Origin of the sequence: Bradyrhizobium rifense, from assembly GCF_008123425.1 — a bacterium.
In the GTDB taxonomy this organism is placed as follows: Bacteria; Pseudomonadota; Alphaproteobacteria; order Rhizobiales; family Xanthobacteraceae; genus Bradyrhizobium; species Bradyrhizobium rifense.
Map to the genome: position 1 here is coordinate 1 of NZ_VSSS01000055.1, position 22,842 is coordinate 22,842.

The following is a 22,842-nucleotide window of genomic DNA, read 5'->3' on the forward strand; positions in this document are numbered from 1 at the left end:
AGATGTGTATAAGAGACAGGCATAAAACTCCCCATGCTTCAGGTAGGACACTTGTGGGAGCCCAGGAAAGGGCGCGCGAGGCTTCTCACTCCTCGTTTTGCATGCTGCCGTCGAGATTCCGAGAGCCAATCCGAACGCGCGCGTGACGCTGGACCTCGTCATTGACATGCGCCGTCAGGCCCACCCGAACCTCCGCGACCTTGTGGCCTTCAAATATTCGGTCGCGCGCTGCTCGAAGAAGTTGGCGCGCGCGACCGGTTCTCGGGCCAGATCACACGATCATAGATCGATTACTGCTCCTTCTTGAACACATCCTGGAAGATGAGCTGGCCCCAAATGCGGCCGCGTGCGTGCACCAGCGCGCCACCCTCGTTGAGCTTGCCCAGCTTGACGGGTGCGAAGCCGAGTTGCTTGGCCAAGGCCGCCACGGGAGCGGTCGCGTCCTCGTCGTCGCTGGACAGGAAGACGACCCGGTGGCCGCCCTCGACGACCGGATCGGCAGCCAGTTTGGCCGCACCCAGGTGATTGAAGCCTTTCACGAGCCTGGCGCCGGTGAACGCCTTCGCGACGACGGCGGAGGACAGAAGACCGTCCAGCTCTTCTCCAAACCCGTTCGTCGCGTCGATGACCGTCTTGCCTTTCCAGCTCGGCAGGGCCTTCGCAACCTCGCGATGTTCCCCGAACGGGACCGCTAGGATGATCGTGTGGGCCTCGAGTGCGTCCCGCAGCGACTTGGCGACAACCGTGGGGCCAATCGCCCGAGCCTGCGGCGCCAACGCCTCGGGCGGCCGGCGGCTCGCGACTGTGACGTCGATGTTCTTGCGGGCGAAGGCGTGGGCGAGGGCCTGGCCTATCTTACCGAATCCTATAATCGCATAGCTCATCATGTTTCTCCGATTTTCAGATGGCCGAGAAGCCGCCGTCGACGGACAACTCCACCCCATTCACGAAGCTCGAATCGTCTGACGCGAGAAACAGCGCGACCGCGGCAATCTCCTCGGGACGACCCATCGTTCCCCTGGGAATCAGGGATTCGAACATCCGCTTCGCTTCCTCGGTGAGAACCTGGTCCTGCATCGGTGTGGCGATCGGCCCCGGGCTCAGCACGTTCACCCGGATATTCCTGCCCTTTAGTTCGTTGAGCCACGTGCGTGCGAACGAGCGCAGCGCCGCCTTGCTCGCCGCATACACGCCGTAACCGGGAAAACCTTTCACCGACGCAACCGACCCGGTCATGAAGATGGATCCGCCATCGTTGAACAGCGGCAGCGCCTTTTGAACCGTAAACAGCGTGCCGCGCGTATTCAGGCCGAAGGTCGCATCGAAATGCTGCTCGGTGATCTCGCCAAGTGCGACGGCTTCGCCGATGCCGGCGCTCGCGTACAGGACGTCGATCCTGCCCTTGTCCCGCTTGACCGTGTCGAACAGACGGTCGAGGTCGCCGAGATTGGCCGCGTCGCCGCGCACGCCGGTCACGTTCCGGCCAATCAGCCTGACGGCCTCGTCGAGCGCCTCCTGCCTTCGGCCCGTGATGAAGACATAGGCGCCTTCTTCGACAAACCGCCTGGCGCTCGCCAGCGCCATGCCGCTCGATCCGCCCGTGATGACTGCAACCTTACCGTCCAGCTTTCCCATGACTTCTCCTTTGAGACTTCGTCTTTGGTCGTTCGGGGAGGTCCCCGAGAACCTGGAGATGGGTCTGCCGGCGTCAGGCGTTGAGTGCAGAAGCGCGCACATCGGTGGTGCGAAATCGATCCGGTTGGATCGGTTCCCGCCATTCAGGATTGGGCCGCGCTTGTCGGCATGGGCTATGATTGCCGCCGCTACCCACAAACGAGATGCTGTTCGATGCGTTGGATACGGGCTTTGGAAGGCGCACCCTGGCGGTGCCGGAATGCACCATGATCGACTGGGATGACGTTCGCTACTTTCTTGCCGTCGCGCGCGGAGGCTCGGTGCGGGCTGCCGCCGAGCGCCTCGGTGTGAACCACGCGACCGTGCTGCGACGCGTCGCCCAGCTCGAGGAACGCCTCGGGGTGCACATGTTCGAGAAGCTGCCTTCGGGCTACCGCCTCACGGCTGCGGGGGAGGAGGTCCTCGAGTTCGCGGACCAGATGGAAGCGTCGTCGCATCAGCTTGAGACGCGCGTCTTTGGCCGCGACCAGAGCGTCCGCGGGCGTCTGCGGGTGACGCTGGCGCCGCCGCTGGCGACACACCTGCTCATGCCGGACTTCGCCGATTTCGCGCGTCTGCATCCGGACATCGAGATGGACATCCTGTCGTTCGGCGAGCTGGCAAATCTGACCAACAGAGAGGCCGACGTCGCGATCCGGGTTGTCTACGACCGCAAAACCCTGCCGGCCAATCTTCACGGCCTGAAGGGACCGGAGCTGTTCGGCGGCGTCTACATATCCCGCGACAGACTGGCCGCGTGGCGCGGCGGCGCGCCTGATCCCACCCGGTGGATCGTCATCAGCATTCATGGAATTCCGGATTGGGCCAGCGCGGGTGAGGTTCGCACCGCCGAGGTTCCGTTCAGGGTCACGGACGCCGGGGCGCAGATCGTTGCCGTACGGCAAGGGCTCGGGATGACGACACTGCCGTGCTTCGTTGGCGATGCCGACCCCCTGCTGGTGAGGGTGCCGGGCACCGACCTGCACATGTACGGAACGCTCTGGCTTCTCACACAGGGGGAGACACGCAAGACGAAGCGTGTGCGGCTCTTCACGGAGTTCGTATCCCGCAGGCTCATCGCCTACGCTCCACTTCTCGCGGGGCTGTCCATATCGCGCGACTGACGCGCGGCAGGTCGCCGGCGATGCTTGCGGTAATCCGGTCGGAAGCTGCTCGAACGTAAGTTGCTCCCGACGCGAAAGCGCCGGGAGCAGGTTCGTCACTTCGCGAGCGCCGCCTTCTCGATGACCTCGGCGACCTCCTTCGCATGCACGACGAGCGAGGCATGGCTGCCGGCGACTTCCGTCGTCTGAGCCTTCATCCTCGCTGCGAACAACTTCTGGGCCTCGGGCGCGAGCACCTTGTCCTTGGTGCTGATGACATAGAACGTCGGCTTGTCGTGCCAGGCGGCGACGTCGACGGGCGCCTCGAACGCAACGTGATTCAACGGAAGCTGCGAATTGGCGAGGTGCGCGGCGATCTCCGGCGGAAGGTCAGCCGCGACGGCCGACGGAAACACCTTCGGGTCGATGTACAGATTGCCCTTCGCATCGGGATGGATCGCATTGCCGCCTTCGGTCGGCGGGCCGGCCTTTGCCAGCGACGCCAGGGATTCACCGACCTCGGGCGCGAAGGCGGAGACATAGACCAGCGCCGAAACCTTGGGATCGTTGCCGGCCTGCGTGATCACCACACCGCCCCATGAATGGCCGACGAGAACGGTTTTGCCGTCCTGCTTTGCGAGCGCCTGCTTGGTGGCATCGACGTCGGCGGCGAGCGAGGTGAGCGGATTTTCCACCAGCGTGACGCGGTAGCCTTTCTTCGTGAGAATATCGGCAACGGGCTGCCAGCTTGTCTGGTCCACGAAAGCGCCGTGCACGAGCACGATGTTGTGGGCCGCTCCCTTGGGCAGTTCGGCGGATTGGGCGGAGCCGACCAATGTCGTTCCGGCCAGGAGTGCGGTGGCAGCTGAGAGGAGAAGATTTCGCATTGATTGGTCCTGTTGGCATGTCGGACGAAATGAAGTCCGGAGGAGTGGACAGGCGTTTCCAGTTGATCGCGGTTTTTTCCATCCGCCGTTGGCGAAATGGTTGCCGAACGTGACGTCGGCCCGCCGCGACATGACCTAGTCCGCGGACTTTCCGGACGATAGGGATCGATCGTCCGGATGTTGTGTCCGATCGTCCACCCGGCTAACTTCGGCGGCATGGACATCCTCGCCCAGGTGCTCGATCGCGTTCGTCTCGGCGGGACGCTGCTCTTCCATTTCGAGCTCGGCCACCCCTGGAATCTGGCGCTGCCGGCGCGCCCCTATGCCCTCTTTCACTATCTCAGTCGCGGTTCGGCGACCCTCGCGCTCGAACAGGGGCAAGAACTCCAGATGACCGAGGGCGATTTTGTCGTCATCACGCGCGGCGAGCCCCATGTGTTTTATTCGGATCGCCGCGCCAAGCCGTTGCAGATTGTGGACCTCGATCGATCGTCGGCACGTCTTGGCGTCGTTCGTCACGGCGGCCGTGCAAAGCCGCTCTCAACCATGATCTGCGGCAATTTCACCGTCGCACGGCCGCTGTTTGGCAGCGTGCTGGAGCTACTTCCGCCCGTGCTGCTGCTGAAGCCGAATGCGGACGGTGGTTGGCTCGAAGCCATCCTGCGGCGCATGGTGAGCGAGTCCGCGCTCGAGCGTCCCGGCCAGCGCGTCGCGCTCTCACGATTGACGGAAGTTCTGTTTGTCGAGGTACTCCGAAGCTGGATCGCGTCGCTCAGTCCCGGACAAGGAGGCTGGCTCGGGGCCATCTCGGACCCGCATATCGGACCGGCGCTCAAATTGATCCACGAAAACCCGGAGCGGCCCTGGACTCTCAGCGACCTCGGCCATCGCGTCGGGCTCGGCCGCTCGGTATTTTCGGCCCGCTTCACCAAGCTCGTCGGTCAGTCCATGCATCGCTATGTGATCGAACGCCGGATGGCGGAAGCGGCGTTCCTGCTCGAAACCAGCGAAGAGCCCATCGCACGGATTGCGAGCCGGGTCGGTTACGAAACGGCGGCAGCGTTTTCAAAACTGTTTCATCGACATCATGGCCTGTCGCCCGGCCGCTACCGGACCGTTCAGCGCCTCGATGGAAGCCAAGGTCAACTGCACGGTTCGAAAGAGAGAGTCTCCGATTGAGCGCGCGCAAGTTGGTGCCTACGCCCCGTGCTCAATCGCCGCACCCTCGCTGTGATCCGTTTCACACGCACGCTCGCGTCAACCCTGCCATAGAATACGTGTTGTGATTGTACGTGGTGAATACCACCACGACGGCCTCAAACAAGCTGCACACGCCAGAACGACATGTTGAAATAGCCATCAACCGGCCTTGCGCCGGTCGATCAACGCTATGGAGACACTATGGCTGACACACACGGACAGAGCATGGTTGGTACGTGGACCAAGGCCACGTCGGCTGCGTGCGCGGACAAATATCCCGCCACCGTCACTTTCTCGACCGGCACCTACCGCGGCGTCCGCGGAGCAGGGCAGGGTATGGTGTGGTGGGACGCGGGCATCTACCGTCTCGAGGACTCGAAGACACTCGTCGTCGGGACGGCGAACGATGAACTTGTGACCTATCACATTTCAATGCAGGCCGACCGATTTGAGTTTACGGATTCAGAGGGCTGTGTCGTGACCTATCGGCGCGCGTAGGACTGCGCACGCCACAGCTGACCCGGATAACGCGGGGTGTACCCGCGAACGAGCCCGATGCTCGCGTCGATCGCCTCGCCATTCCAACGAGGAGAAGACGACATGTGCAATTGCTCAGAGCATGAATCCAGTGGAAGCCTTGCGAAGATGACCGGCGCATCGGTCGAGCCTGCCATGAAGCCGCAGGTCCCCCTATCGCGCCAGATCAGCATCAGCGATGACGAGTCCGGCGATCAGCCGGCCGCATCCGATCTGCAGCTCATTCCGCCGTTCAGACTATGCAAGCTCGACTTCCGCGAAGGCTGCTACCAGATCAACTTCAGGCCGACGGCCAGCCTCGTGTCGTTCGAAGGCACGCTGCGCGTCGATCGCTCGGCGCCCGACGGCGGCGCTGACCATCTGATCGTCAGCGGCGATCTCTATTCGAAGCGGCCGGTGATTGGTCCGATCCCCCATCCGTTGCCGCCTGTGGGGGACAAGGACGGAGATGAAGCAGCAGCAGACGCAGGCCTGACGAGCCTCGCCGGTTCGCTCAGCGCGGTCGATGAGCCGGCTATTCCGTTCCCGATCCGCAGGCCGAGGATCCCGATCTTCCCCCGCGCGCGCTATCATTCCTATCTCAGGGTGACCAGCGTGTCCGCGCCGGTCGCGGTGCCGTTCCCGAAGAAGTGCGAGCTGACTATCACAGCCGATCAGTTCAATTACACGCAGCCGCCGGTCGGCCAGTTCAAGGGCACGTTCCCGGCAACGCCGTCGCGCACCGTGACGATGAAGCTCAGCAAGGTGGCAGCGCCATTCCCCTTCTCCCTGACCGGCGGGCCGTTCTACCAGGGCCGGCTGTTCGAGAACGGCGTGGACAAGGGCAGCGTCACCCTCGCCTGGGTCTCAAAATTCTTCCGCCGCGCCACGCTGGAGATCGATACGCTGGTCGGCGCTGTCCGCCCTGCGCCGGTGCCCGATGGCTCCGGCGGCACGGAATTCTTCGACACGGTGTTCGCCAAAACCGGCTGGCAGTTGAAGGTGGTGCAGGACCAGCTCAACGTCCCGGTGCCATCAGGCGTGGTGTCGACCAATTGCTGGAGCTCGGCGGATCTGCACGCGCTGATGACCGCTGTGCGCAATCCCGCGACCAATCTCGACACCGAATGGCACGTGCACATGATCGTCGTGCCCGCCAAGCTCGGCTGCTCGCGCGGCATCATGTACGATACGATCGGCGTTCCCCGCGAAGGCTGCGCCAGCTTCTCCGATGACGGCTATCCCGTCTCGGACTCCTCGAACTTCGGCCTTGCCGCGAACAAGAAGCAGCGCGACGTGCCGCGTGCCTTCCTGCGCAGCGCGACCCACGAGCTGACGCACACCCTGAACCAGATCCACCAGGAGCAGGAGACGGCGGCCGACAACTCGATCATGACCACGACGCCGAGCGTCGCCGACGTGCTCGGCGGTCCCGCGACCGGCGCGCCCGGCGTGTTCCCGGACCAGATCGCCCTCGCGCACAACACCAACGTGCGTCATCACCTCAACCACATGCCTGATCCCGTCATTCGTCCGGGCGGATGGCCGTTCGCAAGCTGGTTCCCGACCGGCGCGCCGCAAGCCGCCGACCGGCACGATTTCGATGCTTCCGAGCTGGCGCTCGAGGTCACGGCCACGACCGACCGCGTCGCGCTCGGCCAGCCGCTGGATCTGACCTGGACGATGACGAACAACAGCGGCGTGTCGCTGCGCGCGCCGAACGACGTCGGCACCGAGGCCCTGTTCGCATCGATCACCGTCACCGACGCCGAGGGGCGCGAGCGTCCGGTCAGGCCCTACGTGATCCTGTGCGAGCATGCCAAGCTGGCCGAGCTCGCGGCAGGTGAGAGCGTCACGGCCTCGGCGAAAGTGTTCTGGAGCACGGCGGGCTTTGCCTTCGAGAAGCCGGGCCGCTACCGCGTCGACGTCGCGGTGTCGTGGTCGGCCCAGGGCGTGATGGTCGGCGTGCAGTCGGGCATCGACGTCTTCGTCGACTATCCGACCAGCGCGAGCGACAACCACTCGGCCAATCTCGTGCTGCATCCCGATGTCGGCAAATGGGTGGCGCTCGGCGGCGAGGCCTATCACCTCGGCGAAGCCTGCCGGCGGCTGCAGGCGCTGAGCCAGACCGCGTCGCCCGCAGCGATGGCGGTGGCCGGCGACGGTGCTACTGCGCCGCGCGTAATCGACGGCTTTGCCGACATGCTGCCGGACCGTGCCAAGCTCGCCCGGCTGCGCCCTGATCTCGTCACCGACACCGGCGGCCGAGCGCCACGCGCACCCACGCGCGCCGCAGCACCAGGACGCAAGCGCGCGGCCAAGGCGAAGAAGCGGACGGGGCGGAAGGCGTAACGCGTGCGCCGACCCGAGAGACCGGGTCATGGACGACGGCCGCAGCTACGACCAAGTCGTCGTAAGCGCGGCCGTTGCTTCGAACTGCGGCCTGTTCGCGGAACTTTGTCAGCTTGAGGTTTTTTAGGAGTTGCCGCACGTATTGAGTGTTGGACGATATCGCGCGTAGAATGGATATGGGCACAGCGAGCCCCATCGCTGCGATCGAAAGTAAGATGCGCTATGCGCGAAATTCAGTTTCGTGACGCGAAGGCCAACCTCTCAGAGGTCGTCGACGAAGCCATTGCTGGGAAGCCCGTCGTGATCGTTCGGGACGGCGGAAAGCAGGCGGTGGTCTTGAGCTACGACGAGTGGCGGCGGTTGTCGCAAGTTTATGGCTTTGGCAGATTGCTAATGGGGGCGCCTGCGGGAGTGGACGATCTGCCGGCGCGAAATCGTGCAAGGTTACGCAAGACCGAATTCTGACCGCCGCGTAGCACCCCGGCGCAAACACGAGATGTCCGTCGCATAGCCCCATGCTACGACACGAGCTCCATCCTCCGGAGCTCGTGTCAATGTCCGTCGCCGCCACGCAACCACCCGCAACCGCCACCTCCACCGACCCCGAAACCCTCGGCTGGATGCGCGGCTTCCCGCCGGCGCCGGACCGCACCATTACCTTCCAGAACGGCTCGTTCCGCAGTTTCCCTGAGTTGCGCTGGGCCTGGAGCAACATCCGCCAGCTGGTGCCGACGGTGAATGTCTGGCGCGGAGCGGGGCCGGCGTCGCCGCTGCCGCGCGCCGATCAGGACATCGGCGCGGTCGCCTCGACCACGATGGACGGGCGTCCCATGACCTTCGCCAACATGCTGGAGGAGACGTATACTGACGGCATCGCGGTGCTGCATCGGGGCAGACTGATCTACGAGCGCTATTTCGGCGCGCTGAAGCCGCACAAGCCGCATATCGCGATGTCGGTGACGAAGTCGTTCACTGGCACGCTCGCCGGCATCTTGATCGCGGAAGGCAAGATCGATCCGCAGGCGCCGATCACGGACTATGTGCCGGAGCTGAAGAGCAGTGCTTTTGGCGACGCGCGCGTGCACGAGGCCATGGATATGACCACGGGCCTCGCCTACACCGAAATCTACACCGACAAAAATTCCGCCGTGTGGGGCTTGCGGCGCGCCAACGGCATGGCGCCGATCCCGCCGGACTATGAAGGCGCCACCAACATCTTCGATTTCCTCATTGCGCAGAAGAAGCAGGGCGAGCACGGCAAGGCCTTTGCCTACAAGACCGTCAATTCCGATGTGCTGGCCTGGATCATCAGGCGCGCCAGCGGCATGACGCCGTCCGATCTGCTCTCCGCGCGGATCTGGGCGCCGATGGGCGCGGAGGAGGACGCGCATTATCACGTCGATCGCATCGGCACCGAGAGCGGCGGCGGCGGCCTCTCGACCTGCTTGCGCGATCTCGCCCGCTTCGGCGAGACCATCCGCAATTTTGGCCGCTTCAACGGCCGCCAGATCGTGCCGTCTCAGGTCGTCGAGGACATCGCCCGCGGCGGCGATCCCGAGAAATTCAAGCCGGCCGGCTACACCACGCTGCCTGGTGCGTCCTATCGCAATCAATGGTGGGTCACGCACAATGCGCACGGCGCCTACATGGCGCGCGGAGTTCACGGCCAGGGCATCTATATCGATCCCAAGGCCGAGATGGTGATCGCGCGCTACGCATCGCACCCGGTGGCGGGCAACGCCGCCAACGATCCGGTGACGCTGCCGGCGTACATGGCGCTGGCGAAGGCGCTGATGGCGGGCGGGTAGGGCCGCGCCACACACTCGCTGTCATCGCCCGATTTAATCGGGCGATCCAGTATTCCAGAGAAGATCGTGATTGAACCGCGAAGCCACGGCGTACTGGATCGCCCGGTCGAGCCGGGCGACGACAGCGTGCCAAACCGCAAGATCGGTCGAGCGCATCGCGGCCATCCCGGCCTAACTCAAGCCGCCACGGAGGAGGAACGATGACGGCGGCATTGCAAAACTATCAGGCCCGGATGCGGCGGGTGCTGGATCATATCGACCGGCATCTCGAGGCGGATCTGGACCTGGACAGCTTAAGCGCTGTCGCGGCCTTCTCGAAATTCCATTTCCACCGGCAATTCATGGCGACCTTCGGGTTGTCCGTGCATCGCTATGTCCAGCTGGCTCGTATGAAGCGCGCGTCGCATCAACTGGCCTACAATGACGCTCTTGATGTCACCGACATCGCGATGGATGCCGGTTACGACGCACCTGATGCCTTCGCCCGCGCCTTTCGGCAACGGTTCGGGCAATCGCCGTCGTCGTTCCGGAAATCGCCGGACTGGGAGCCGTGGCTTGCGGCCTTCGGGCCTCTCGACAATGCGAGGAGCAAGCTCATGCAGAAGAACTTTACCACTGACGACGTGACGATCCGCGATGTGCTCCCCACGCGAGTGGCGGTCATGGAGCATCGGGGGAGCCCTGAGACACTTGGTGACACGATCCGGCGGTTTATCGCGTGGCGCAGGGCCGCCGGCCTGCACCCCAGGACAAGCCCGACCTTCAACGTCTGGCATTCCGAGGGGCGTCCCGCGCAGCAGGACGAATATAGCATCGACCTTTGCGTCGGGACCGACCAACCGATCGAGGCGAATGGCGAAGAGATCAAGGCCGGCGAGATCCCCGGCGGACGCTGCGCGGTGCTGCGCGTCGTCGGCTTCACCGACAATCTGGAGCCCGCCGCGCTCTATCTCTATCGCGACTGGCTTCCGGCCAGCGGCGAGGAAGCGCGCGACTTCCCGATCTATTGCCAGCGGCTGAGCCTGTTCCCGGAGGTGCCGGAGCATGAGGCCGTCGCAGAGGTTTTTCTGCCGCTGAAATAGCGCGAGCTGCTGCAACAGAGCGTTAGGCCGTCCGGCCTCTCGCAAAGGTGGCCTTCCATGCGGGCTTGTAGAAAACGACGCACAAAAGAACGGAATAGGGCACGGGCAATGCGACGTATATTGCGCCAAATATAATCAGTCGCATCAGCCCGTCAGCACTGATCGAGCCTATGTCGTAGGTGCCAATCGTAGCTATCATAGGGACGGCAAGGTAGGAAACGACGGACGAAAGGATGAGCAGCCCGGCATACGCGAGACTCAATGCGCGCGCCCATGGGCGCAGTCTGAATATTCCGAGTCCTGCGATGAGCCCGACCACGCCCGTTGCCAAAATCAGAAGACAGAACGCCAGGCGGGCTATCGGGATGTAGAATGCGCCCATCCGCAATAGCTCGGACATCAAATAGAGGGCGCCGAGGAGCAGGAACAACCCGTTGAGGATGCCTATCCCGCCCAGGATGATGTTGAGGACAGCCATCGCTGTCATTCCACCGGTGCGGTCCTTTTCCACGCTCACCCCCTGAGGCCGAACCTTGTGTGGTCGTCGTCGCAGCGCCTTCGGTTCAAGCGATCGCGGCCTCCAGCTATTTCGATCCCGAATGCCATTCCGGGAGTTTGGGGATCTCGGGATCGAGACGATCCCAGTCGTAACCGCGCGAGCAGAACAGGACGATGGATGGCTTGAAGGTGCTGGCATCGTCCAGCGTGCCGACATAGATACCGATAAAGTCCGGCTTCTCGTCCGGCTGGTTGTAGATCGGCGAGCCGCAGTTTGGACAAAACCCCTTGCGTTTGACTGCGCCGCTGTCAGCCAAGCGTGCGATCTCGCGCACCTCGCCGGTCACCGAGACCGCGTTGCGCGCGAACACAAAGACGGAGCTGTGGCCGCTCCCGGTATCGCGTTGGCAGTCGCTGCACTGGCATTGAAAGCCGCGGATCGGTGCGGCGGCAATGGTGTAACGAACTGCGCCGCAGGCGCAGCGCCCGGAAAAATCCATTTCCAAAGCCTCCCACGAGGATGCCAACGGGTACCGATCATATCGTCCCCGGGCGCATTTCTCCACAAGCCTGGACGCCAGGACACGGGCGATGCGGTCGCCTCCGTTGCCGGCTTTTCTGGCCGGTCCGACAGAGGCCTCGGGAAACAAGTGGGTAGGGCGGATTACGCTTCGCTAATCCGCTCTACGTTTGACGCTCTCATCGTCCCAGCGCCATCGCGATGCGCGAGGCGAGCAGCTTGACGATGAAGCTTGGCGGATAGCTCTTGTAGCTCGGCACATCGTTGGAGAGCACAACGCTATCCAGCTTGAACTTGGTGCAGATGCGCGCCTGCAGCGGCGGGAGCTCGCCGTGAAATCGCGCCCGGTAGGCCGAGATCCAGTGCGGGCCGCGATCGAAATTCACGAACATCGCCGAATTGCAGCACGTCGCGACAACCCTGTTGGTTGGCGACGTCTCCTTGAGCTTATGAGGCTTCAGGCGTTCGGCTCCTTTGGCGCATTCGAACCGGTCCCTGCGATAAAGCATATAGGCCGTTCCACCGTCGCCATCGCGCACGGCGGGTGCATTCGGCAGCGCTTCGATCTCGCCTGCGCCTTTCTGGCAGTCGTCGCAATAGCAGACGGCGCTGACGATCGGTTTGCCGAACGCTCTGACTTCAACGGCACCGCAGGCGCATGTTGCAGTCATGATGGGAGCAGGGGGCATGTCGGCAATCACCATGAGGATGGATCATTCCGACATCCTCTCGCGCATTCCGGTGAAGAAGTCCACCAGGCCGAACGGTGCGCGTTCGCCGAGGCAGAGCTCCAGGATTTCATGCGCGCCGATTGCAGCCGAGTGGCTGCGCGAAAACAGCGCGGCTTCGTAAGTCGCCAACGCCGCTTCGATCTCATCGGAATGCGCAACGATGGCCTGGCCGAGCTCCGCGCCATGACGACGACGTGAGCGCCGCCAAAAATTCGCGATGAGATTGGGCCTCGTCTGGCAGCAAGACTGCCACAGGCAAGAACCTGGCAGATTGGCTCAAAGTCCAGTGGAAAAAACCAGAGTAATGAAGACGCTGCTCAGCCTGTAAGGGGAGCGGCGTTTGAGACTGCCAAGGGGGCGGAGCGGTCCTTTAAGACCTTGGTGAAGCCTAGGGTGCGAAAATCCCGCCGCGACACGTGACCTATTTTTCGTACCAGATGGTCACAACCAACCGCGTTTCAATTGCGCCAGTCGCTTCGTCTTTGTGTTCAGTGGCCGCTGTCGATAGGTGTGTAATAGAGGCTTTGGAGCCGACTTCCTTTTGCCAATCGTTGATTACGGCTTCGACACCGATGATGTTCTTGTTTCCTTGAACGTAGAAGATTTTGACGGGCATTTTTAGCCTCTGCGTGATCGAGATAGAAACGCCGCCCCTACCCAAAGGGCGGAGCGGCGCAGATGAAAGTGGGCTGTTTTCCCGTCAACTATGAGCCCGCAAGTGGTGGTGGACCCAGACGGATTCGAGCCGACAATCTTACCGATTGCCCGCAATATAGCATGCGAAATGGCTGGCCCAAACTCAGAGATCGAGAAAAATTCACCGCAAAATCAATATCTTATAGACTAGCCTTGCGATGGGTTCGTCAAGTGAAGGCATCGCCGCCGGTGTTCAATACGTATATAAGAGTTGACTTATATTAGTGTAGACTGATATTCATCCGTACTCGTCGACAAGGAGGATCGTGATGGAGATCGACGTTGCCAGGGTCTTGGGGCTCGTTGCGCGTTCGGTGACGGGTTTCGAGAAGGACGGAAAGGCGGCCAGTGCGGTGACACTCACGCGGCTTTACGACACGAGCGTTGACGATCTCTGGGACGCCGTGACCAGCAAGGAGCGCATTCCGCGTTGGTTCTTGCCGGTCGATGGAGACCTCCAGCTCGGCGGAAAATACCAGCTCAAGGGGAATGCGGGCGGCACGGTCACGGCGTGTACGCCGCCGACCCATTTTGCGGCGACGTGGGAGTTCGGCGGCGCGGTGAGCTGGATCGACGTTAAGCTGACGGCAGAACGACATCAGGCGCGTTTGACGCTCGAGCATATCGCGATCATCGAGGATCATTGGAATCAGTTCGGTCCAGGCGCGGTCGGGATCGGTTGGGACCTCGCCATTGCCGGACTTGAGCGATATCTTGCGACCGCGGCATCGGTCGACCATGAGACGGCCGAGGCGTGGATGGGCTCTCCCGCAGGCAAGGACTTCATGACGACATCAGGCGAATATTGGCGCGCGGCGCACGTTGCAAGCGGGGTCGATCCCGACACGGCGAAGCAGCGCTCGGATCGCACTATCGCCTTCTATCGCGGCGAGATACCGCCCGACGTCGCACATCCGGGCACAGGAAGCTGATGCGCGTCTTCGAGGTTCTCGCAGATCCCGTACGCCGCCGCATTCTCGAACTGCTGGCGCCTGGCGAGATGGCGTCCGGCGAGGTCGTCGAGGCGATCGGAGCCGAGTACGGGATCACGCAGGCGGCCGTGTCGCAGCATCTCAAGGTGCTGCGCGAGAGTGGCTTTGCAACGGTTCGGGCGGAGGCGCAAAGACGGCTCTATTCGGTCGACGCTGCGGGGCTTCGGGCGGTGGATACATGGATCGGCCAGTTCCGAAATTTCTGGGAGCCGAAGCTCGATGCGCTGGCGACCGAGATCGCGCGCGGCAAACGCGAGCGGGGCCGTGCGCCAATAACCAAGCGGGGCGGGAAAAGGGCGTGAGGCCGTTCAATCCCTCGACATCTTCTCATACTTCTTCACCAGCCGCTCGCGCTTGAGCCGCGACAACCGCTGGATCCAGAACACGCCGTCGAGCTGATCGATCTCGTGCTGGTGGCAGACAGCACGCAAACCATCCGACTCCTCGCTGTGCATCGCGCCGTCGATATCGTGATAGCTGATCCGCACCCGCGCGTGGCGCTGTACCTCGTCATTGACGCCGGGCATCGAGACGCTGCCTTCCCTGTGCAGGATCATCTCCGGCGAGGCCCATTCGATCGCTGGATTGACGTAGGTCTGCGCGCCAATCCTGGCGTCGAGCTCGAGCACGACGACGCGCAGGGGCACGCCGATATGCGGCGCGGTGATGCCGATGCCGGGCGCGGCGAGCATCGTCTCCAGCAGATCGGCTGCCAGTTCGCGCAAGCCGTCGTCGAAGGCGGTGACGGGGCGGGCGGGCATCGCGAGGCGGCGGTCGGGATAGCGAACGATCGGGCGAATGGTCATTGAAGGCTCCTACCATTCACGGGGGAGTGAAGCACCCCGTTCTTGACGATCTACCAACTGGAAGGTAGTTATCCTCCATGACCAACGTTTCCTCGACCGCCGACGACATTCTGGCTTGCGCCCGCAAGCTCATTATTGCGGGCGGCTACAACGGCTTCAGTTATGCCGACGTCGCCGAAGTCGTCGGCATCCGCAAACCGAGCATCCACCACCATTTCGCCAGCAAGGTCGATCTCGTTCGTACCCTGGTGTCGCGCTATCGCGAAGAGGCCGAGGCGGGACTGGCGGCGCTCGAGCGCAACATCCCGGACCCTCGCGAGCAGCTCAAGAACTATATCGGGTATTGGGAAGCGTGCATTGGCGATGCGACGGCGCCCTTCTGCGTCTGTGCGCTGCTGGCCAGCGAGCTCCCGATCCTGCCGGAGGAGGTGGCACTCGAAGTCCGCTCGCATTTCCGTTTCCTGGCGTCCTGGCTAACGTCGGTGATGGAGCGCGGCAAGCGGAAGGGGCAACTCAAACTCTCCAGCACGGCCCGGGTCGAGGCCGAAGGATTCATGGCGACCATTCACGGCGCGATGCTGTCGGCGCGCGCCTATGGCGATCCAAAGATGTTCGGTGTGATCACCGCTCCGCTGCTGGATCGGCTGTCCACGAAACACTGACATCGGCGAGACGACAACGGCACCCGCAGGCGTCGGGTGAAGGCATCTTGCCGTGCGTAAGACTACCAACTAGTAGGTAAAGGAGTGAAGACGTGACGCAAATGGATCTCGTTCGTGACGATCGCGAGCAATGGCTCAAACAATACTACTTCCTCCGCGCGGCATTCTCCGTCGCCTGGGTCGTTGCGGCGTTTGCCGTCGCGCCATCGTCCGCGGCGATCGGCGGCGCCTTGCTCGTGCTCTATCCGGCATGGGACGCCGCGGCCAATTTTGTGGACGCCTTGCGTAGCGGCGGCCTCACGCAGAACCGCACGCAGGCGCTGAACGTTGTGGTCAGCCTTGCGACCACCATCGCGGTCATCGTCGCCTTGCAAACGAGCATGAACTGGGTGCTCGGCGTGTTCGGCGCATGGGCGATCCTGTCCGGCTTGCTCCAGCTGGGAACGGCGATCCGGCGCTGGAAAAGTTTTGGCGCGCAATGGGCCATGGTGCTCAGCGGCGGTCAGTCGGCGCTCGCGGGCGGCTTCTTCATCGTACAGGCCTTGACGCCGGCGGTGCCGTCGATCGCGAACGTCGCGGGCTATGCCGGCGTCGGTGCGATCTACTTCTTCGTCTCGGCCGTATGGCTCACCGTCAGCGACTGGCGCCGGCGCGCCATGCGGATGCAGCAGGGGTGATGCGATGCTGTATGCGGGATGATGACATCATGCCGGTGTTTTGCCCGACGTGTCAAATTTCGGCTTGTCACCGCAAGTCACCGGCATCGCCTATCGCCGCCATCGTAAGTCATTGATCCCGCGAGGGTCAGCTACTGTGCATGGGGTTGTTTTCGCCAGTTTTGGTGTGGCAGCATAAAATTCGCGGGGAATAAATAATCACGTTATCCTGTCGGCCTTCACCATTCCCATTCGTCTTCCACCCAGACAGACCTGACGGGAGACAAAGATGACTGGTTCCTCTTATCGCTGGGTGATCGTCGCCGCTGGCGGATTGCTTGGCTGTGTCGCCATCGGCGGCATGTTTTCGCTGCCGGTGTTCTTGCAGCCGATCGCTAAGGACACTGGCTGGTCGGTAACCGGCATCTCCAGCGCGATGACGATCGGCTTTCTGGCGATGGCCTTCACCAGCATGGCGTGGGGCACGCTGACCGACAGGTTCGGCCCGCTGCCGGTGGTGCTGACGGGATCGATCGTGCTGGCGCTGAGCCTGTTCGCCGCGAGCCATGCGACCTCGCTGATCGTGTTCCAGTTCGTGTTCGGCCTGCTGGTCGGCGCCTCGTGCGCTGCGATCTTCGCGCCGATGATGGCGACCGTCACAGGCTGGTTCGACACCCATCGCGGCCTCGCGGTCTCGCTGGTGTCGGCCGGCATGGGCGTGGCGCCGATGACGATGGCGCCGTTCGCCGCCTGGCTCGTCTCCAACCATGACTGGCGCACCGCGATGCAGATCGTGGCGCTGGTCGTCGCTGTCATCATGATCCCGGTCGCGCTGCTGGTCCGCCGTCCGCCGGCGCTGGCGCATCCGCCGGTCGCGGCAGCCGGCCAGGGCGGCCCGCCATCCGAGATGACGGTGGGCGAAGCGCTGCGCTCGCCGCAATTTTTGATCCTGCTCGCCACCAATTTCTTCTGCTGCGCCACCCATTCCGGCCCGATCATCCACACCGTCAGCTATGCCGTGAGCTGCGGCATCCCGCTGATCGCGGCGGTGACGATCTACAGCGTCGAGGGACTGGCAGGTCTCGGCGGCCGCATCGCCTTCGGCCTGATGGGCGATCGTCTCGGCGCCAAGCGCGTGCTGGTCTCGGGCCTGCTCGCGCAAGCCTTCGGCGCACTCGCCTATGTCTTCGCCCATGAGCTCACGACCTTCTACGCGGTCGCGACGATCTTCGGCTTCATCTATGCCGGCACCATGCCGCTCTATGCGGTGATCATCCGCGAGAACTTTCCGCTCAAGATGATGGGCACCGTGATCGGCGGCACGGCGATGGCCGGCAGCCTCGGCATGGCGACCGGCCCGCTCGCCGGCGGCATGATCTACGACGCGTTCTCCAGCTATGCCTGGCTCTATATCGGCTCCTGGGCGATGGGTCTCGGCGCGTTCCTGATGGCGATGACGTTCCGGCCGTTCCCCAAGCCGCAAGCCGAGCCGGCGCCGGTGGCGGCGTGATTTGATCGAGGCGCAGCCTCAGAGCTGCGCCTCGATCGCGGCCTTGTCGACGATCGACCACACCTGCCGGATCTTTCTGTCATCGAATTCGTAGAACACGTTCTCGCAAAAGGACACGCGCCGACCGTTCACGGCCAGCCCCAGGAATGCGCCGACCGGCGTGCAATCAAAACTCAGCCGTGCGGCAATGCGCGGCGGCTCGGAAATCAGCAGCTCGATGTTGAAGCGCAGGTCCGGTATCTCGCGAAAATCCTGCTCAAGCATCGCGCGATAGCCAGCAACTCCGAGCGGTCGCGCATTGTGGACGACTTCGTCGTGCACGAACCGACCGAGCGTTGCCCAATCCTGGCGGTTCAGGCAGGCGATGTAGTCGCGATAGATATTGGCGAGTTCGGCTGGCGTCATGTCCATGCTCCTGTGTACCGAAGCTAACGCGGGAGCAGAGGAATCGACGCGCCGCTCACAGGCGTTTCTCGAAGAACAGGTCCGGGTAGGGATCGTCGTTGAAGCGCGGGATTTCGCGCCAGCCGGTGGTGCGGTAGAGCTGGCCGGCTTCCGGCAGCGCGCTGTTGGTGTCGAGCCGCAGCAGCGCGATGCCGAGTGTGCGTGCGGCATTCTCGGCGGCATCCATCAGGCGCTTGCCGAGGCCCAATCCGCGCGCGGACGGCGCGACCCACAGTCGCTTGATCTCGGCGTAGCCGTGCTCCGTTCCCTTCAGGCCGACGCAGCCGATCGGCAGCGTGTCCGACATCGCGACGATGAAGCTGCCGCGCGGCCGGCGCATATCCTTGGCATCGGGGTCGCGCGACAGCGAGACGTCAAAGCCCTGTTTGAAACGGCGGCCGAGCTCGGCGTAATATTCTCTCAGGCAATAGCGCGCCTCGTCGCTGCGCGGATCCATCTCGGCGAGCGCGATACGGTCGCGCGTCAGCGCGGACGCAACCAGATCCATCGCCGCGAGCAGCGCCTCGACTTGCGCATTGCGGGCGAGAAAGCTCTCGGCCTGCGTATTCGACAGCGCCTCATAGGCCGCGAATTCGCGCTTGCCGGCACGGGTCAGGCTGGCCACGCGGCGCCGCGCATCGTCCCCATGCGCTTGCGTCTCGATCAGGCCCTCGTCCTCCAGGCTGCGCAACAGCCGGCTCATCAGCCCGGAATCGAGACCGAGATAGTCGCGGACCTCGCCGACATCGAAGCGTCCATGTCCGATCGCATTGAGCACGCGCGCCGCGCCCAGCGGCCGGCCGCGCCCGAGGAATGAATGATCGAGGGCGCCGACGGCGGAGGTCACGGCACGGTTGAAGCGGCGGACGCGGGAGACGGGATCGAGCATTACCTGACTTTAGTCAGAGATAAATCCGCCGTCAATCGTCGCGGGGATGGCGGCTCTTGCCATCATCTGTCGGCTATGTTGAACAATCGGGCCATGGACCGCTTCGAGACCATGCGCCTGTTCGTCCGCCTCGTGGAAAGGCGCAGCTTCACGGCTGCTGCTGCCGACCTCGGTCTGCCGCGTTCCACCGCAAGCGAAGTCCTGCGCGGCCTCGAGGCCCATCTCGGCGTGCGCCTGCTCGAACGCACCACGCGGCATGTCACGCCGACGCTCGATGGCGAGGAATATTATCGCCGCTGTGTCGCGATCCTGGCGGAGGTGGAGGAGGCGGAGAGCGCGATGCGCGACGCCCAGCCGCGCGGGCTGTTGCGGTTCGATGCGCATCCGCTGCTGACGCGCACCTTCATTCTCCCGAAACTGCCCGAATTCCTGGCACGCTATCCGCTGATCGAGCTGCAGATCGGGCAGGGCGATCGCCTCGTCGATCTCGTGCGCGAGGGCGTCGACTGCGTCATCCGCTCTGGCGAGCCCGAAGACAGCGGCATGATCCAGCGCCGTCTCGGCTCGGTTGCGGAAGTGACGGTTGCAAGCCCCGCCTATCTCGCCGCGCGTGGCGCGCCCGCGTCGCCGGATGCGCTCGACGGCCACCAGATGGTCGGCTTCATCTCGTCGCGAACCGGCGACGTGCTGCCGCTGGAATTTTCTGTCAACGGTGCGTTGCGCGAGATCGTGCTGCCGAGCCGGATCAGGGTGAACAATTCCGACACGATGGCGGATCTGGCACGGCTCGGCTTCGGCCTGGTGCAGGCCCCGCGCTATCGTTTTGCGGATGACCTCGCCAGCGGCGCGCTGGTCGAGGTGCTGCCGAACCATCCGCCGACGCCGACGCCGCTATCGGCGCTGTATCCGCAGAACCGCCAGCTGACGCTGCGCTTGCGCGTCTTCCTTGACTGGATCGGTCGCATCTTCGGCGAGGCGAAACTCTAGCCGGACTCGAAGCATTCAGCCTTCGGGCCGGATCAGCTTGATATCCTGGTCGGCAGCCCAACCGGCAACGTCCTCACGCTTTAACGCGGTTGCCATCAGGTCCGGAAACTGGTCCGGCGTGCAGGCAAAGACGGGAATGCCGAGGCTTGCGACCTTGGCCGAGAGCACGGGGTTATAGGACGGCCGGCCGGTATCGGTCAGCGCCAGCAAGACGATCACGTTGATTCCGCGCGTAGCGAGCCGTCCTAGCCGGTCGACCAGCGCATCGGCATCGCCGCCCTCATAGAGGTCGGTGATCAGGATCAGATGCACCTTTGCCGGCCGCTCGATGCGGTCCTCGCAATAGGCGACGGCGCGGTTGATATCGGTGCCCCCGCCGAGCTGGACGCCGAACAACACCTCGACCGGATCGGCGAGCTCCTCGGTCAGATCCACGATTGCGGTGTCGAAGCAAACGAGCTTGGTCGCGACCACCGGAAGCGAGGCCATCACCGCCGCGAAGATCGAGGCATAGACGACAGAGGTCGCCATCGATCCCGACTGGTCGACGCACAGGATGACTTCCTCCAGATCGACGATGCGACGCTGCTGGCGCAGGAAGCCGATCAGCCGTTCTGGCACCACTGTGCGATGCGCCGGCTGGTAATGGCGGAGATTGGCCTTGATCGTGCGCGGCCAGTCGATGTCAGCAAAGCGCGGGCGGTTGGTGCGCAGCGAGCGGTTCAAAGAGCCGCGAACGGCGTCCGCGGTCCGGCGCTCGAGCCGCTCCATCAGCTCGGCCACCACCTTGGCGATGACGATCCGTGCGGTGTCCCTGGTCTTCTCCGGCATCACGCCGCGCAGCGCGACCAGATCGGCGATCAGGTTCACATCGGCTTCGACGGTCGCGAGGAATTCGGGCTCGAGCAGCATCTGGCGCAGGCCCTTGCGCTCGAATGCGTCCTTCTGAATCACCTGCACCACGGGTGAAGGGAACAACTCCCTGATATCGCCAAGCCATTTCGCGACGCGCGGCGCCGAACCGCCAAGCCCGCCGCGGCCTTTCTTCGGTGCCTCGTCGCCGTTGCCGTAGAGCGCGGTCAGCGCCTCGGATATGCGGCGGTCGCTGTCGGACAGGGTTGGGCCGTTCCCGGCTCCTTCGGCATCTGCGCCGAGGGCAAGCGTCCAGCGGCGGCTGCGCTCGTCGCTCTCGTTCATCGCGCCGCTCCCGATGTGAGGAGTTCGATGACGCGTGCCTGATGCGCCGGCCAGATCGCGGCCGCGTCCGCAACCAGACGGTATCCTTTGGCACCGCCAGAGTGGCGTGCAAACAACGCGTCCATCAGGCGCCGACGCTCGGTGCGATCGAGCGCCGAGAACACGCGGCGAAACAGCGGGAGGTTGGCGGTGAAGCCATCCTCGTCGAGCGCCATCAGCCACGCATCCACCGCACCGCGCAGCGCCGCATCATGGATCAGCCGTTGGCCCGCGCCGTCAAAGAAACCCTCAAAGAAGCCGGCGGCCTCCGCGACCGGCGTGCCGGGCGACAGCATCCGCGCCATGAGTTCGGCGGCGCGATCGGCGGCGAGCAGCTCGGCTTCGTAGAGCAGCCGCGCGGCGGTGCCCGCGATCAGTCGGGTCGCCTGGTCATCGTGCAACAGGGCTGACAGCACGTCGCGCCATGTGGTGACGATGTCGCCATCGAGCTGGGCGAGTTGAATCGCGGCATCGGCCGCGACGATCGCCCCGCGCAGCTTGGCCGCGGCGGCCGCGTCGAGATTGCGCGCGGTGTAGGGCAGGGCGAGGGCCGCCTGCACCACGATGCGCGGCATCAGCGCGGCAAGATGTTCGACCGTGCCGGCGCGCGCCTCGCCATAGCGCAGGATGTCGGCCATCGGCGGTAACGCGCCGAGCAAAGCCTCGCCATCGCTGGTGAGCGCTGCCTTGGTCTCCAGAGCCGCGATCCCGGATTCGGTGGCGCGCGCCAGATCGGCGATCATGGCGTCGCGCACGAGGCTCGCCAGCGCACCGAGCCCGGCCTCCTTGCCCATCGCCTCGATCAGGCGGCCGGCGGCGGCCTCCGCAATCGTCGAGCCGTAGAGCAGGTTCTCGACCAGGCGCACGGCGAATTCAGGTTCCCAGCGCAACTGCCAGTTCTCGCGAAAGGTGCCACGGCTGCGGCCGGCATCGGTCAGGCGTCCCCAGGGCACGTCGAGCGCATTCAGGCGATGCAGCAGCGTCGAGCGCATCAGCCCGCTCTCGCTGCGCAGATCGAGCGTCAGCGGTCGCTCCAGCGCTTCCGGCTTGAGGCGTGTCGCCTCTGCTGGCGCTGAAGGTCTTCGAGCAGCGGCGCAAGCGGTGTCGCCGCTGGAATTGCGCCGACACCCGCGCCGACCAGGAGTTCGGCGGCGATATCGTTCCACAGCGCGCGCTCGCCGTTGCAGAGGCATGCGATGGCCGCTTCGCGGAGCTCTGCGAATCCCGGCGCAGGGCGGCCGCGCAGCGCGGCGAGCGCAGTGCCGAGCCGCTGCGCCTCGATCACCGAGGCGGTCGAGACGAAATGGCCGCGATCGCGCAGCACGCGGCTCACCTTGGCGAGCCAGATCGCCGTGCGGTCGCCCTCGCGCGTCTCCCAGAGGTGCGCGCACCAGCCGGGCGCGACCACGCCTGCGCCATAGCCGCTCGCGCGGGACAGGCGCGGCGCGGTCCACGGCGCCCAGGTTGCCTTGATCTTCGTCTTCGGCCGGCCCTTGAGCAATTCGCGGTCCGCTGCAAGGCTGCGGTGTTCGGCGAGCGCGGGCACGTGCCAGGCGCCGCAGACGACCGCAACGGCGCCATCGCAGTCCTTGG

General features: G+C 64.1%; 25 protein-coding genes and 1 pseudogene. 13 read left to right on the forward strand and 13 right to left on the reverse strand.

Annotation, left to right across the window (positions count from 1 at the left end; genetic code table 11):
* Positions 1 to 290: 290 nt before the first annotated feature.
* Positions 291 to 884 carry an NADPH-dependent F420 reductase gene (locus FXB40_RS33030; protein ID WP_246208117.1) on the reverse strand — a complete coding sequence of 198 codons (594 nt, stop codon included), beginning with the start codon at positions 882 to 884 and terminating at the stop codon, positions 291 to 293.
* 16 nt (positions 885 to 900) lie between these two features.
* Positions 901 to 1,635, reverse strand: coding sequence for an SDR family NAD(P)-dependent oxidoreductase (locus FXB40_RS33035; RefSeq protein WP_148776490.1), 735 nt, complete (start codon positions 1,633 to 1,635; stop codon positions 901 to 903).
* A 266-nt stretch (positions 1,636 to 1,901) separates the two neighbouring features.
* Between FXB40_RS33035 and FXB40_RS33040 the strand changes: the two genes are divergently transcribed.
* On the forward strand, positions 1,902 to 2,798 hold the full coding sequence (locus FXB40_RS33040; RefSeq protein WP_148776449.1) for a LysR family transcriptional regulator: 897 nt from the start codon (positions 1,902 to 1,904) through the stop codon (positions 2,796 to 2,798).
* Between the two features lie 95 nt (positions 2,799 to 2,893).
* Here the strand turns inward: FXB40_RS33040 and FXB40_RS33045 are convergent, their stop codons facing one another.
* Entirely contained in the window at positions 2,894 to 3,664 is a 771-nt protein-coding gene (locus FXB40_RS33045; protein WP_148776451.1) for an alpha/beta fold hydrolase, read from the reverse strand.
* Between the two features lie 216 nt (positions 3,665 to 3,880).
* Between FXB40_RS33045 and FXB40_RS33050 the strand changes: the two genes are divergently transcribed.
* From FXB40_RS33050 to FXB40_RS33075, 6 genes are all read left to right on the forward strand, one after another.
* The gene (locus FXB40_RS33050) at positions 3,881 to 4,843 is read left to right on the forward strand and encodes an AraC family transcriptional regulator (RefSeq protein WP_187437316.1); all 963 of its coding nucleotides are present in this window, start codon (positions 3,881 to 3,883) and stop codon (positions 4,841 to 4,843) included.
* Between the two features lie 222 nt (positions 4,844 to 5,065).
* The gene (locus FXB40_RS33055; protein WP_148776455.1) at positions 5,066 to 5,362 is read left to right on the forward strand and encodes a hypothetical protein; all 297 of its coding nucleotides are present in this window, start codon (positions 5,066 to 5,068) and stop codon (positions 5,360 to 5,362) included.
* A gap of 147 nt (positions 5,363 to 5,509) precedes the next feature.
* Entirely contained in the window at positions 5,510 to 7,732 is a 2,223-nt protein-coding gene (locus FXB40_RS33060) for a hypothetical protein (protein WP_246208119.1), read from the forward strand.
* A 222-nt stretch (positions 7,733 to 7,954) separates the two neighbouring features.
* A complete protein-coding gene (locus FXB40_RS33065; RefSeq protein ID WP_148776460.1) occupies positions 7,955 to 8,197 on the forward strand; it encodes a type II toxin-antitoxin system Phd/YefM family antitoxin in 243 nt (80 codons plus the stop codon).
* Positions 8,198 to 8,286: 89 nt separating this feature from the next.
* Complete coding sequence (locus FXB40_RS33070; RefSeq protein ID WP_148776462.1) at positions 8,287 to 9,540, forward strand: serine hydrolase domain-containing protein; 1,254 nt, start codon at positions 8,287 to 8,289, stop codon at positions 9,538 to 9,540.
* A gap of 200 nt (positions 9,541 to 9,740) precedes the next feature.
* On the forward strand, positions 9,741 to 10,622 hold the full coding sequence (locus tag FXB40_RS33075; protein ID WP_148776464.1) for an AraC family transcriptional regulator: 882 nt from the start codon (positions 9,741 to 9,743) through the stop codon (positions 10,620 to 10,622).
* A gap of 22 nt (positions 10,623 to 10,644) precedes the next feature.
* Here the strand turns inward: FXB40_RS33075 and FXB40_RS33080 are convergent, their stop codons facing one another.
* From FXB40_RS33080 to FXB40_RS33100, 5 genes are all read right to left on the reverse strand, one after another.
* Positions 10,645 to 11,133, reverse strand: coding sequence for a hypothetical protein (locus FXB40_RS33080; protein WP_148776466.1), 489 nt, complete (start codon positions 11,131 to 11,133; stop codon positions 10,645 to 10,647).
* 73 nt (positions 11,134 to 11,206) lie between these two features.
* Entirely contained in the window at positions 11,207 to 11,620 is a 414-nt protein-coding gene (locus tag FXB40_RS33085) for a GFA family protein (RefSeq protein WP_148776492.1), read from the reverse strand.
* A gap of 199 nt (positions 11,621 to 11,819) precedes the next feature.
* Positions 11,820 to 12,329 (reverse strand): GFA family protein, encoded by a 510-nt coding sequence (locus FXB40_RS33090; RefSeq protein ID WP_148776468.1) that lies wholly within the window; start codon positions 12,327 to 12,329, stop codon positions 11,820 to 11,822.
* A gap of 24 nt (positions 12,330 to 12,353) precedes the next feature.
* Positions 12,354 to 12,500: a hypothetical protein gene (locus tag FXB40_RS33095; protein WP_246208120.1), complete on the reverse strand. Its 147-nt coding sequence runs from the start codon at positions 12,498 to 12,500 to the stop codon at positions 12,354 to 12,356.
* A 292-nt stretch (positions 12,501 to 12,792) separates the two neighbouring features.
* Entirely contained in the window at positions 12,793 to 12,987 is a 195-nt protein-coding gene (locus FXB40_RS33100) for a hypothetical protein (RefSeq protein WP_148776470.1), read from the reverse strand.
* Positions 12,988 to 13,336: 349 nt separating this feature from the next.
* On the opposite strand from FXB40_RS33100, the gene FXB40_RS33105 reads away from it, so the two are divergent.
* A complete protein-coding gene (locus tag FXB40_RS33105; RefSeq protein ID WP_148776472.1) occupies positions 13,337 to 13,999 on the forward strand; it encodes an SRPBCC family protein in 663 nt (220 codons plus the stop codon).
* On the forward strand, positions 13,999 to 14,361 hold the full coding sequence (locus FXB40_RS33110) for an ArsR/SmtB family transcription factor (RefSeq protein WP_148776474.1): 363 nt from the start codon (positions 13,999 to 14,001) through the stop codon (positions 14,359 to 14,361). Before FXB40_RS33105 ends, FXB40_RS33110 begins: the two co-directional genes overlap by 1 nt.
* A gap of 6 nt (positions 14,362 to 14,367) precedes the next feature.
* Here FXB40_RS33110 and FXB40_RS33115 read toward each other — a convergent pair whose 3' ends face one another.
* Positions 14,368 to 14,865, reverse strand: coding sequence for a peptide deformylase (locus FXB40_RS33115; RefSeq protein WP_148776476.1), 498 nt, complete (start codon positions 14,863 to 14,865; stop codon positions 14,368 to 14,370).
* 77 nt (positions 14,866 to 14,942) lie between these two features.
* On the opposite strand from FXB40_RS33115, the gene FXB40_RS33120 reads away from it, so the two are divergent.
* From FXB40_RS33120 to FXB40_RS33130, 3 genes are all read left to right on the forward strand, one after another.
* Positions 14,943 to 15,527: a TetR/AcrR family transcriptional regulator gene (locus FXB40_RS33120; protein ID WP_148776478.1), complete on the forward strand. Its 585-nt coding sequence runs from the start codon at positions 14,943 to 14,945 to the stop codon at positions 15,525 to 15,527.
* Between the two features lie 101 nt (positions 15,528 to 15,628).
* Positions 15,629 to 16,204 (forward strand): DUF308 domain-containing protein, encoded by a 576-nt coding sequence (locus tag FXB40_RS33125; protein WP_148776493.1) that lies wholly within the window; start codon positions 15,629 to 15,631, stop codon positions 16,202 to 16,204.
* Between the two features lie 268 nt (positions 16,205 to 16,472).
* Positions 16,473 to 17,693, forward strand: a complete 1,221-nt coding sequence (locus tag FXB40_RS33130) for an MFS transporter (RefSeq protein ID WP_148776480.1) — start codon at positions 16,473 to 16,475, stop codon at positions 17,691 to 17,693.
* 18 nt (positions 17,694 to 17,711) lie between these two features.
* Here FXB40_RS33130 and FXB40_RS33135 read toward each other — a convergent pair whose 3' ends face one another.
* Both FXB40_RS33135 and FXB40_RS33140 read right to left on the reverse strand, forming a co-directional pair.
* Positions 17,712 to 18,098 carry an ester cyclase gene (locus tag FXB40_RS33135; RefSeq protein ID WP_148776482.1) on the reverse strand — a complete coding sequence of 129 codons (387 nt, stop codon included), beginning with the start codon at positions 18,096 to 18,098 and terminating at the stop codon, positions 17,712 to 17,714.
* Between the two features lie 55 nt (positions 18,099 to 18,153).
* A complete protein-coding gene (locus tag FXB40_RS33140; protein WP_148776484.1) occupies positions 18,154 to 19,026 on the reverse strand; it encodes a bifunctional helix-turn-helix transcriptional regulator/GNAT family N-acetyltransferase in 873 nt (290 codons plus the stop codon).
* Positions 19,027 to 19,119: 93 nt separating this feature from the next.
* On the opposite strand from FXB40_RS33140, the gene FXB40_RS33145 reads away from it, so the two are divergent.
* Positions 19,120 to 20,013, forward strand: coding sequence for a LysR family transcriptional regulator (locus FXB40_RS33145; RefSeq protein ID WP_148776486.1), 894 nt, complete (start codon positions 19,120 to 19,122; stop codon positions 20,011 to 20,013).
* A gap of 15 nt (positions 20,014 to 20,028) precedes the next feature.
* On the opposite strand, the gene FXB40_RS33150 is transcribed toward FXB40_RS33145, so the two are convergent.
* Together FXB40_RS33150 and FXB40_RS48760 are read right to left on the reverse strand one after the other, a co-directional pair.
* On the reverse strand, positions 20,029 to 21,210 hold the full coding sequence (locus FXB40_RS33150; RefSeq protein ID WP_148776488.1) for a VWA domain-containing protein: 1,182 nt from the start codon (positions 21,208 to 21,210) through the stop codon (positions 20,029 to 20,031).
* Positions 21,207 to 22,795: pseudogene (locus tag FXB40_RS48760) on the reverse strand (DUF5682 family protein). The gene FXB40_RS33150 and the pseudogene FXB40_RS48760 overlap by 4 nt, the downstream one beginning before the upstream one ends.
* Positions 22,796 to 22,842: the final 47 nt, after the last annotated feature.

What these genes read in the sequence shown, in the direction of transcription:
- FXB40_RS33050 (WP_187437316.1), top strand. Translation starts at nt 3,881, where the DNA reads ATGGACATCCTCGCCCAGGTGCTCGATCGCGTTCGTCTCGGCGGGACG.
- FXB40_RS33105 (WP_148776472.1), top strand. Translation starts at nt 13,337, where the DNA reads ATGGAGATCGACGTTGCCAGGGTCTTGGGGCTCGTTGCGCGTTCGGTG.
- FXB40_RS33145 (WP_148776486.1), top strand. Translation starts at nt 19,120, where the DNA reads ATGGACCGCTTCGAGACCATGCGCCTGTTCGTCCGCCTCGTGGAAAGG.
- FXB40_RS33125 (WP_148776493.1), top strand. Translation starts at nt 15,629, where the DNA reads ATGGATCTCGTTCGTGACGATCGCGAGCAATGGCTCAAACAATACTAC.
- FXB40_RS33120 (WP_148776478.1), top strand. Translation starts at nt 14,943, where the DNA reads ATGACCAACGTTTCCTCGACCGCCGACGACATTCTGGCTTGCGCCCGC.
- FXB40_RS33090 (WP_148776468.1), bottom strand. Translation starts at nt 12,329, where the DNA reads ATGCCCCCTGCTCCCATCATGACTGCAACATGCGCCTGCGGTGCCGTT.
- FXB40_RS33055 (WP_148776455.1), top strand. Translation starts at nt 5,066, where the DNA reads ATGGCTGACACACACGGACAGAGCATGGTTGGTACGTGGACCAAGGCC.
- FXB40_RS33075 (WP_148776464.1), top strand. Translation starts at nt 9,741, where the DNA reads ATGACGGCGGCATTGCAAAACTATCAGGCCCGGATGCGGCGGGTGCTG.
- FXB40_RS33060 (WP_246208119.1), top strand. Translation starts at nt 5,510, where the DNA reads ATGACCGGCGCATCGGTCGAGCCTGCCATGAAGCCGCAGGTCCCCCTA.
- FXB40_RS33115 (WP_148776476.1), bottom strand. Translation starts at nt 14,865, where the DNA reads ATGACCATTCGCCCGATCGTTCGCTATCCCGACCGCCGCCTCGCGATG.
- FXB40_RS33070 (WP_148776462.1), top strand. Translation starts at nt 8,287, where the DNA reads ATGTCCGTCGCCGCCACGCAACCACCCGCAACCGCCACCTCCACCGAC.
- FXB40_RS33110 (WP_148776474.1), top strand. Translation starts at nt 13,999, where the DNA reads ATGCGCGTCTTCGAGGTTCTCGCAGATCCCGTACGCCGCCGCATTCTC.
- FXB40_RS33065 (WP_148776460.1), top strand. Translation starts at nt 7,955, where the DNA reads ATGCGCGAAATTCAGTTTCGTGACGCGAAGGCCAACCTCTCAGAGGTC.
- FXB40_RS33150 (WP_148776488.1), bottom strand. Translation starts at nt 21,210, where the DNA reads ATGAACGAGAGCGACGAGCGCAGCCGCCGCTGGACGCTTGCCCTCGGC.
- FXB40_RS33135 (WP_148776482.1), bottom strand. Translation starts at nt 18,098, where the DNA reads ATGACGCCAGCCGAACTCGCCAATATCTATCGCGACTACATCGCCTGC.
- FXB40_RS33085 (WP_148776492.1), bottom strand. Translation starts at nt 11,620, where the DNA reads ATGGATTTTTCCGGGCGCTGCGCCTGCGGCGCAGTTCGTTACACCATT.
- FXB40_RS33140 (WP_148776484.1), bottom strand. Translation starts at nt 19,026, where the DNA reads ATGCTCGATCCCGTCTCCCGCGTCCGCCGCTTCAACCGTGCCGTGACC.
- FXB40_RS33045 (WP_148776451.1), bottom strand. Translation starts at nt 3,664, where the DNA reads ATGCGAAATCTTCTCCTCTCAGCTGCCACCGCACTCCTGGCCGGAACG.
- FXB40_RS33100 (WP_148776470.1), bottom strand. Translation starts at nt 12,987, where the DNA reads ATGCCCGTCAAAATCTTCTACGTTCAAGGAAACAAGAACATCATCGGT.
- FXB40_RS33040 (WP_148776449.1), top strand. Translation starts at nt 1,902, where the DNA reads ATGATCGACTGGGATGACGTTCGCTACTTTCTTGCCGTCGCGCGCGGA.
- FXB40_RS33035 (WP_148776490.1), bottom strand. Translation starts at nt 1,635, where the DNA reads ATGGGAAAGCTGGACGGTAAGGTTGCAGTCATCACGGGCGGATCGAGC.
- FXB40_RS33030 (WP_246208117.1), bottom strand. Translation starts at nt 884, where the DNA reads ATGAGCTATGCGATTATAGGATTCGGTAAGATAGGCCAGGCCCTCGCC.
- FXB40_RS33130 (WP_148776480.1), top strand. Translation starts at nt 16,473, where the DNA reads ATGACTGGTTCCTCTTATCGCTGGGTGATCGTCGCCGCTGGCGGATTG.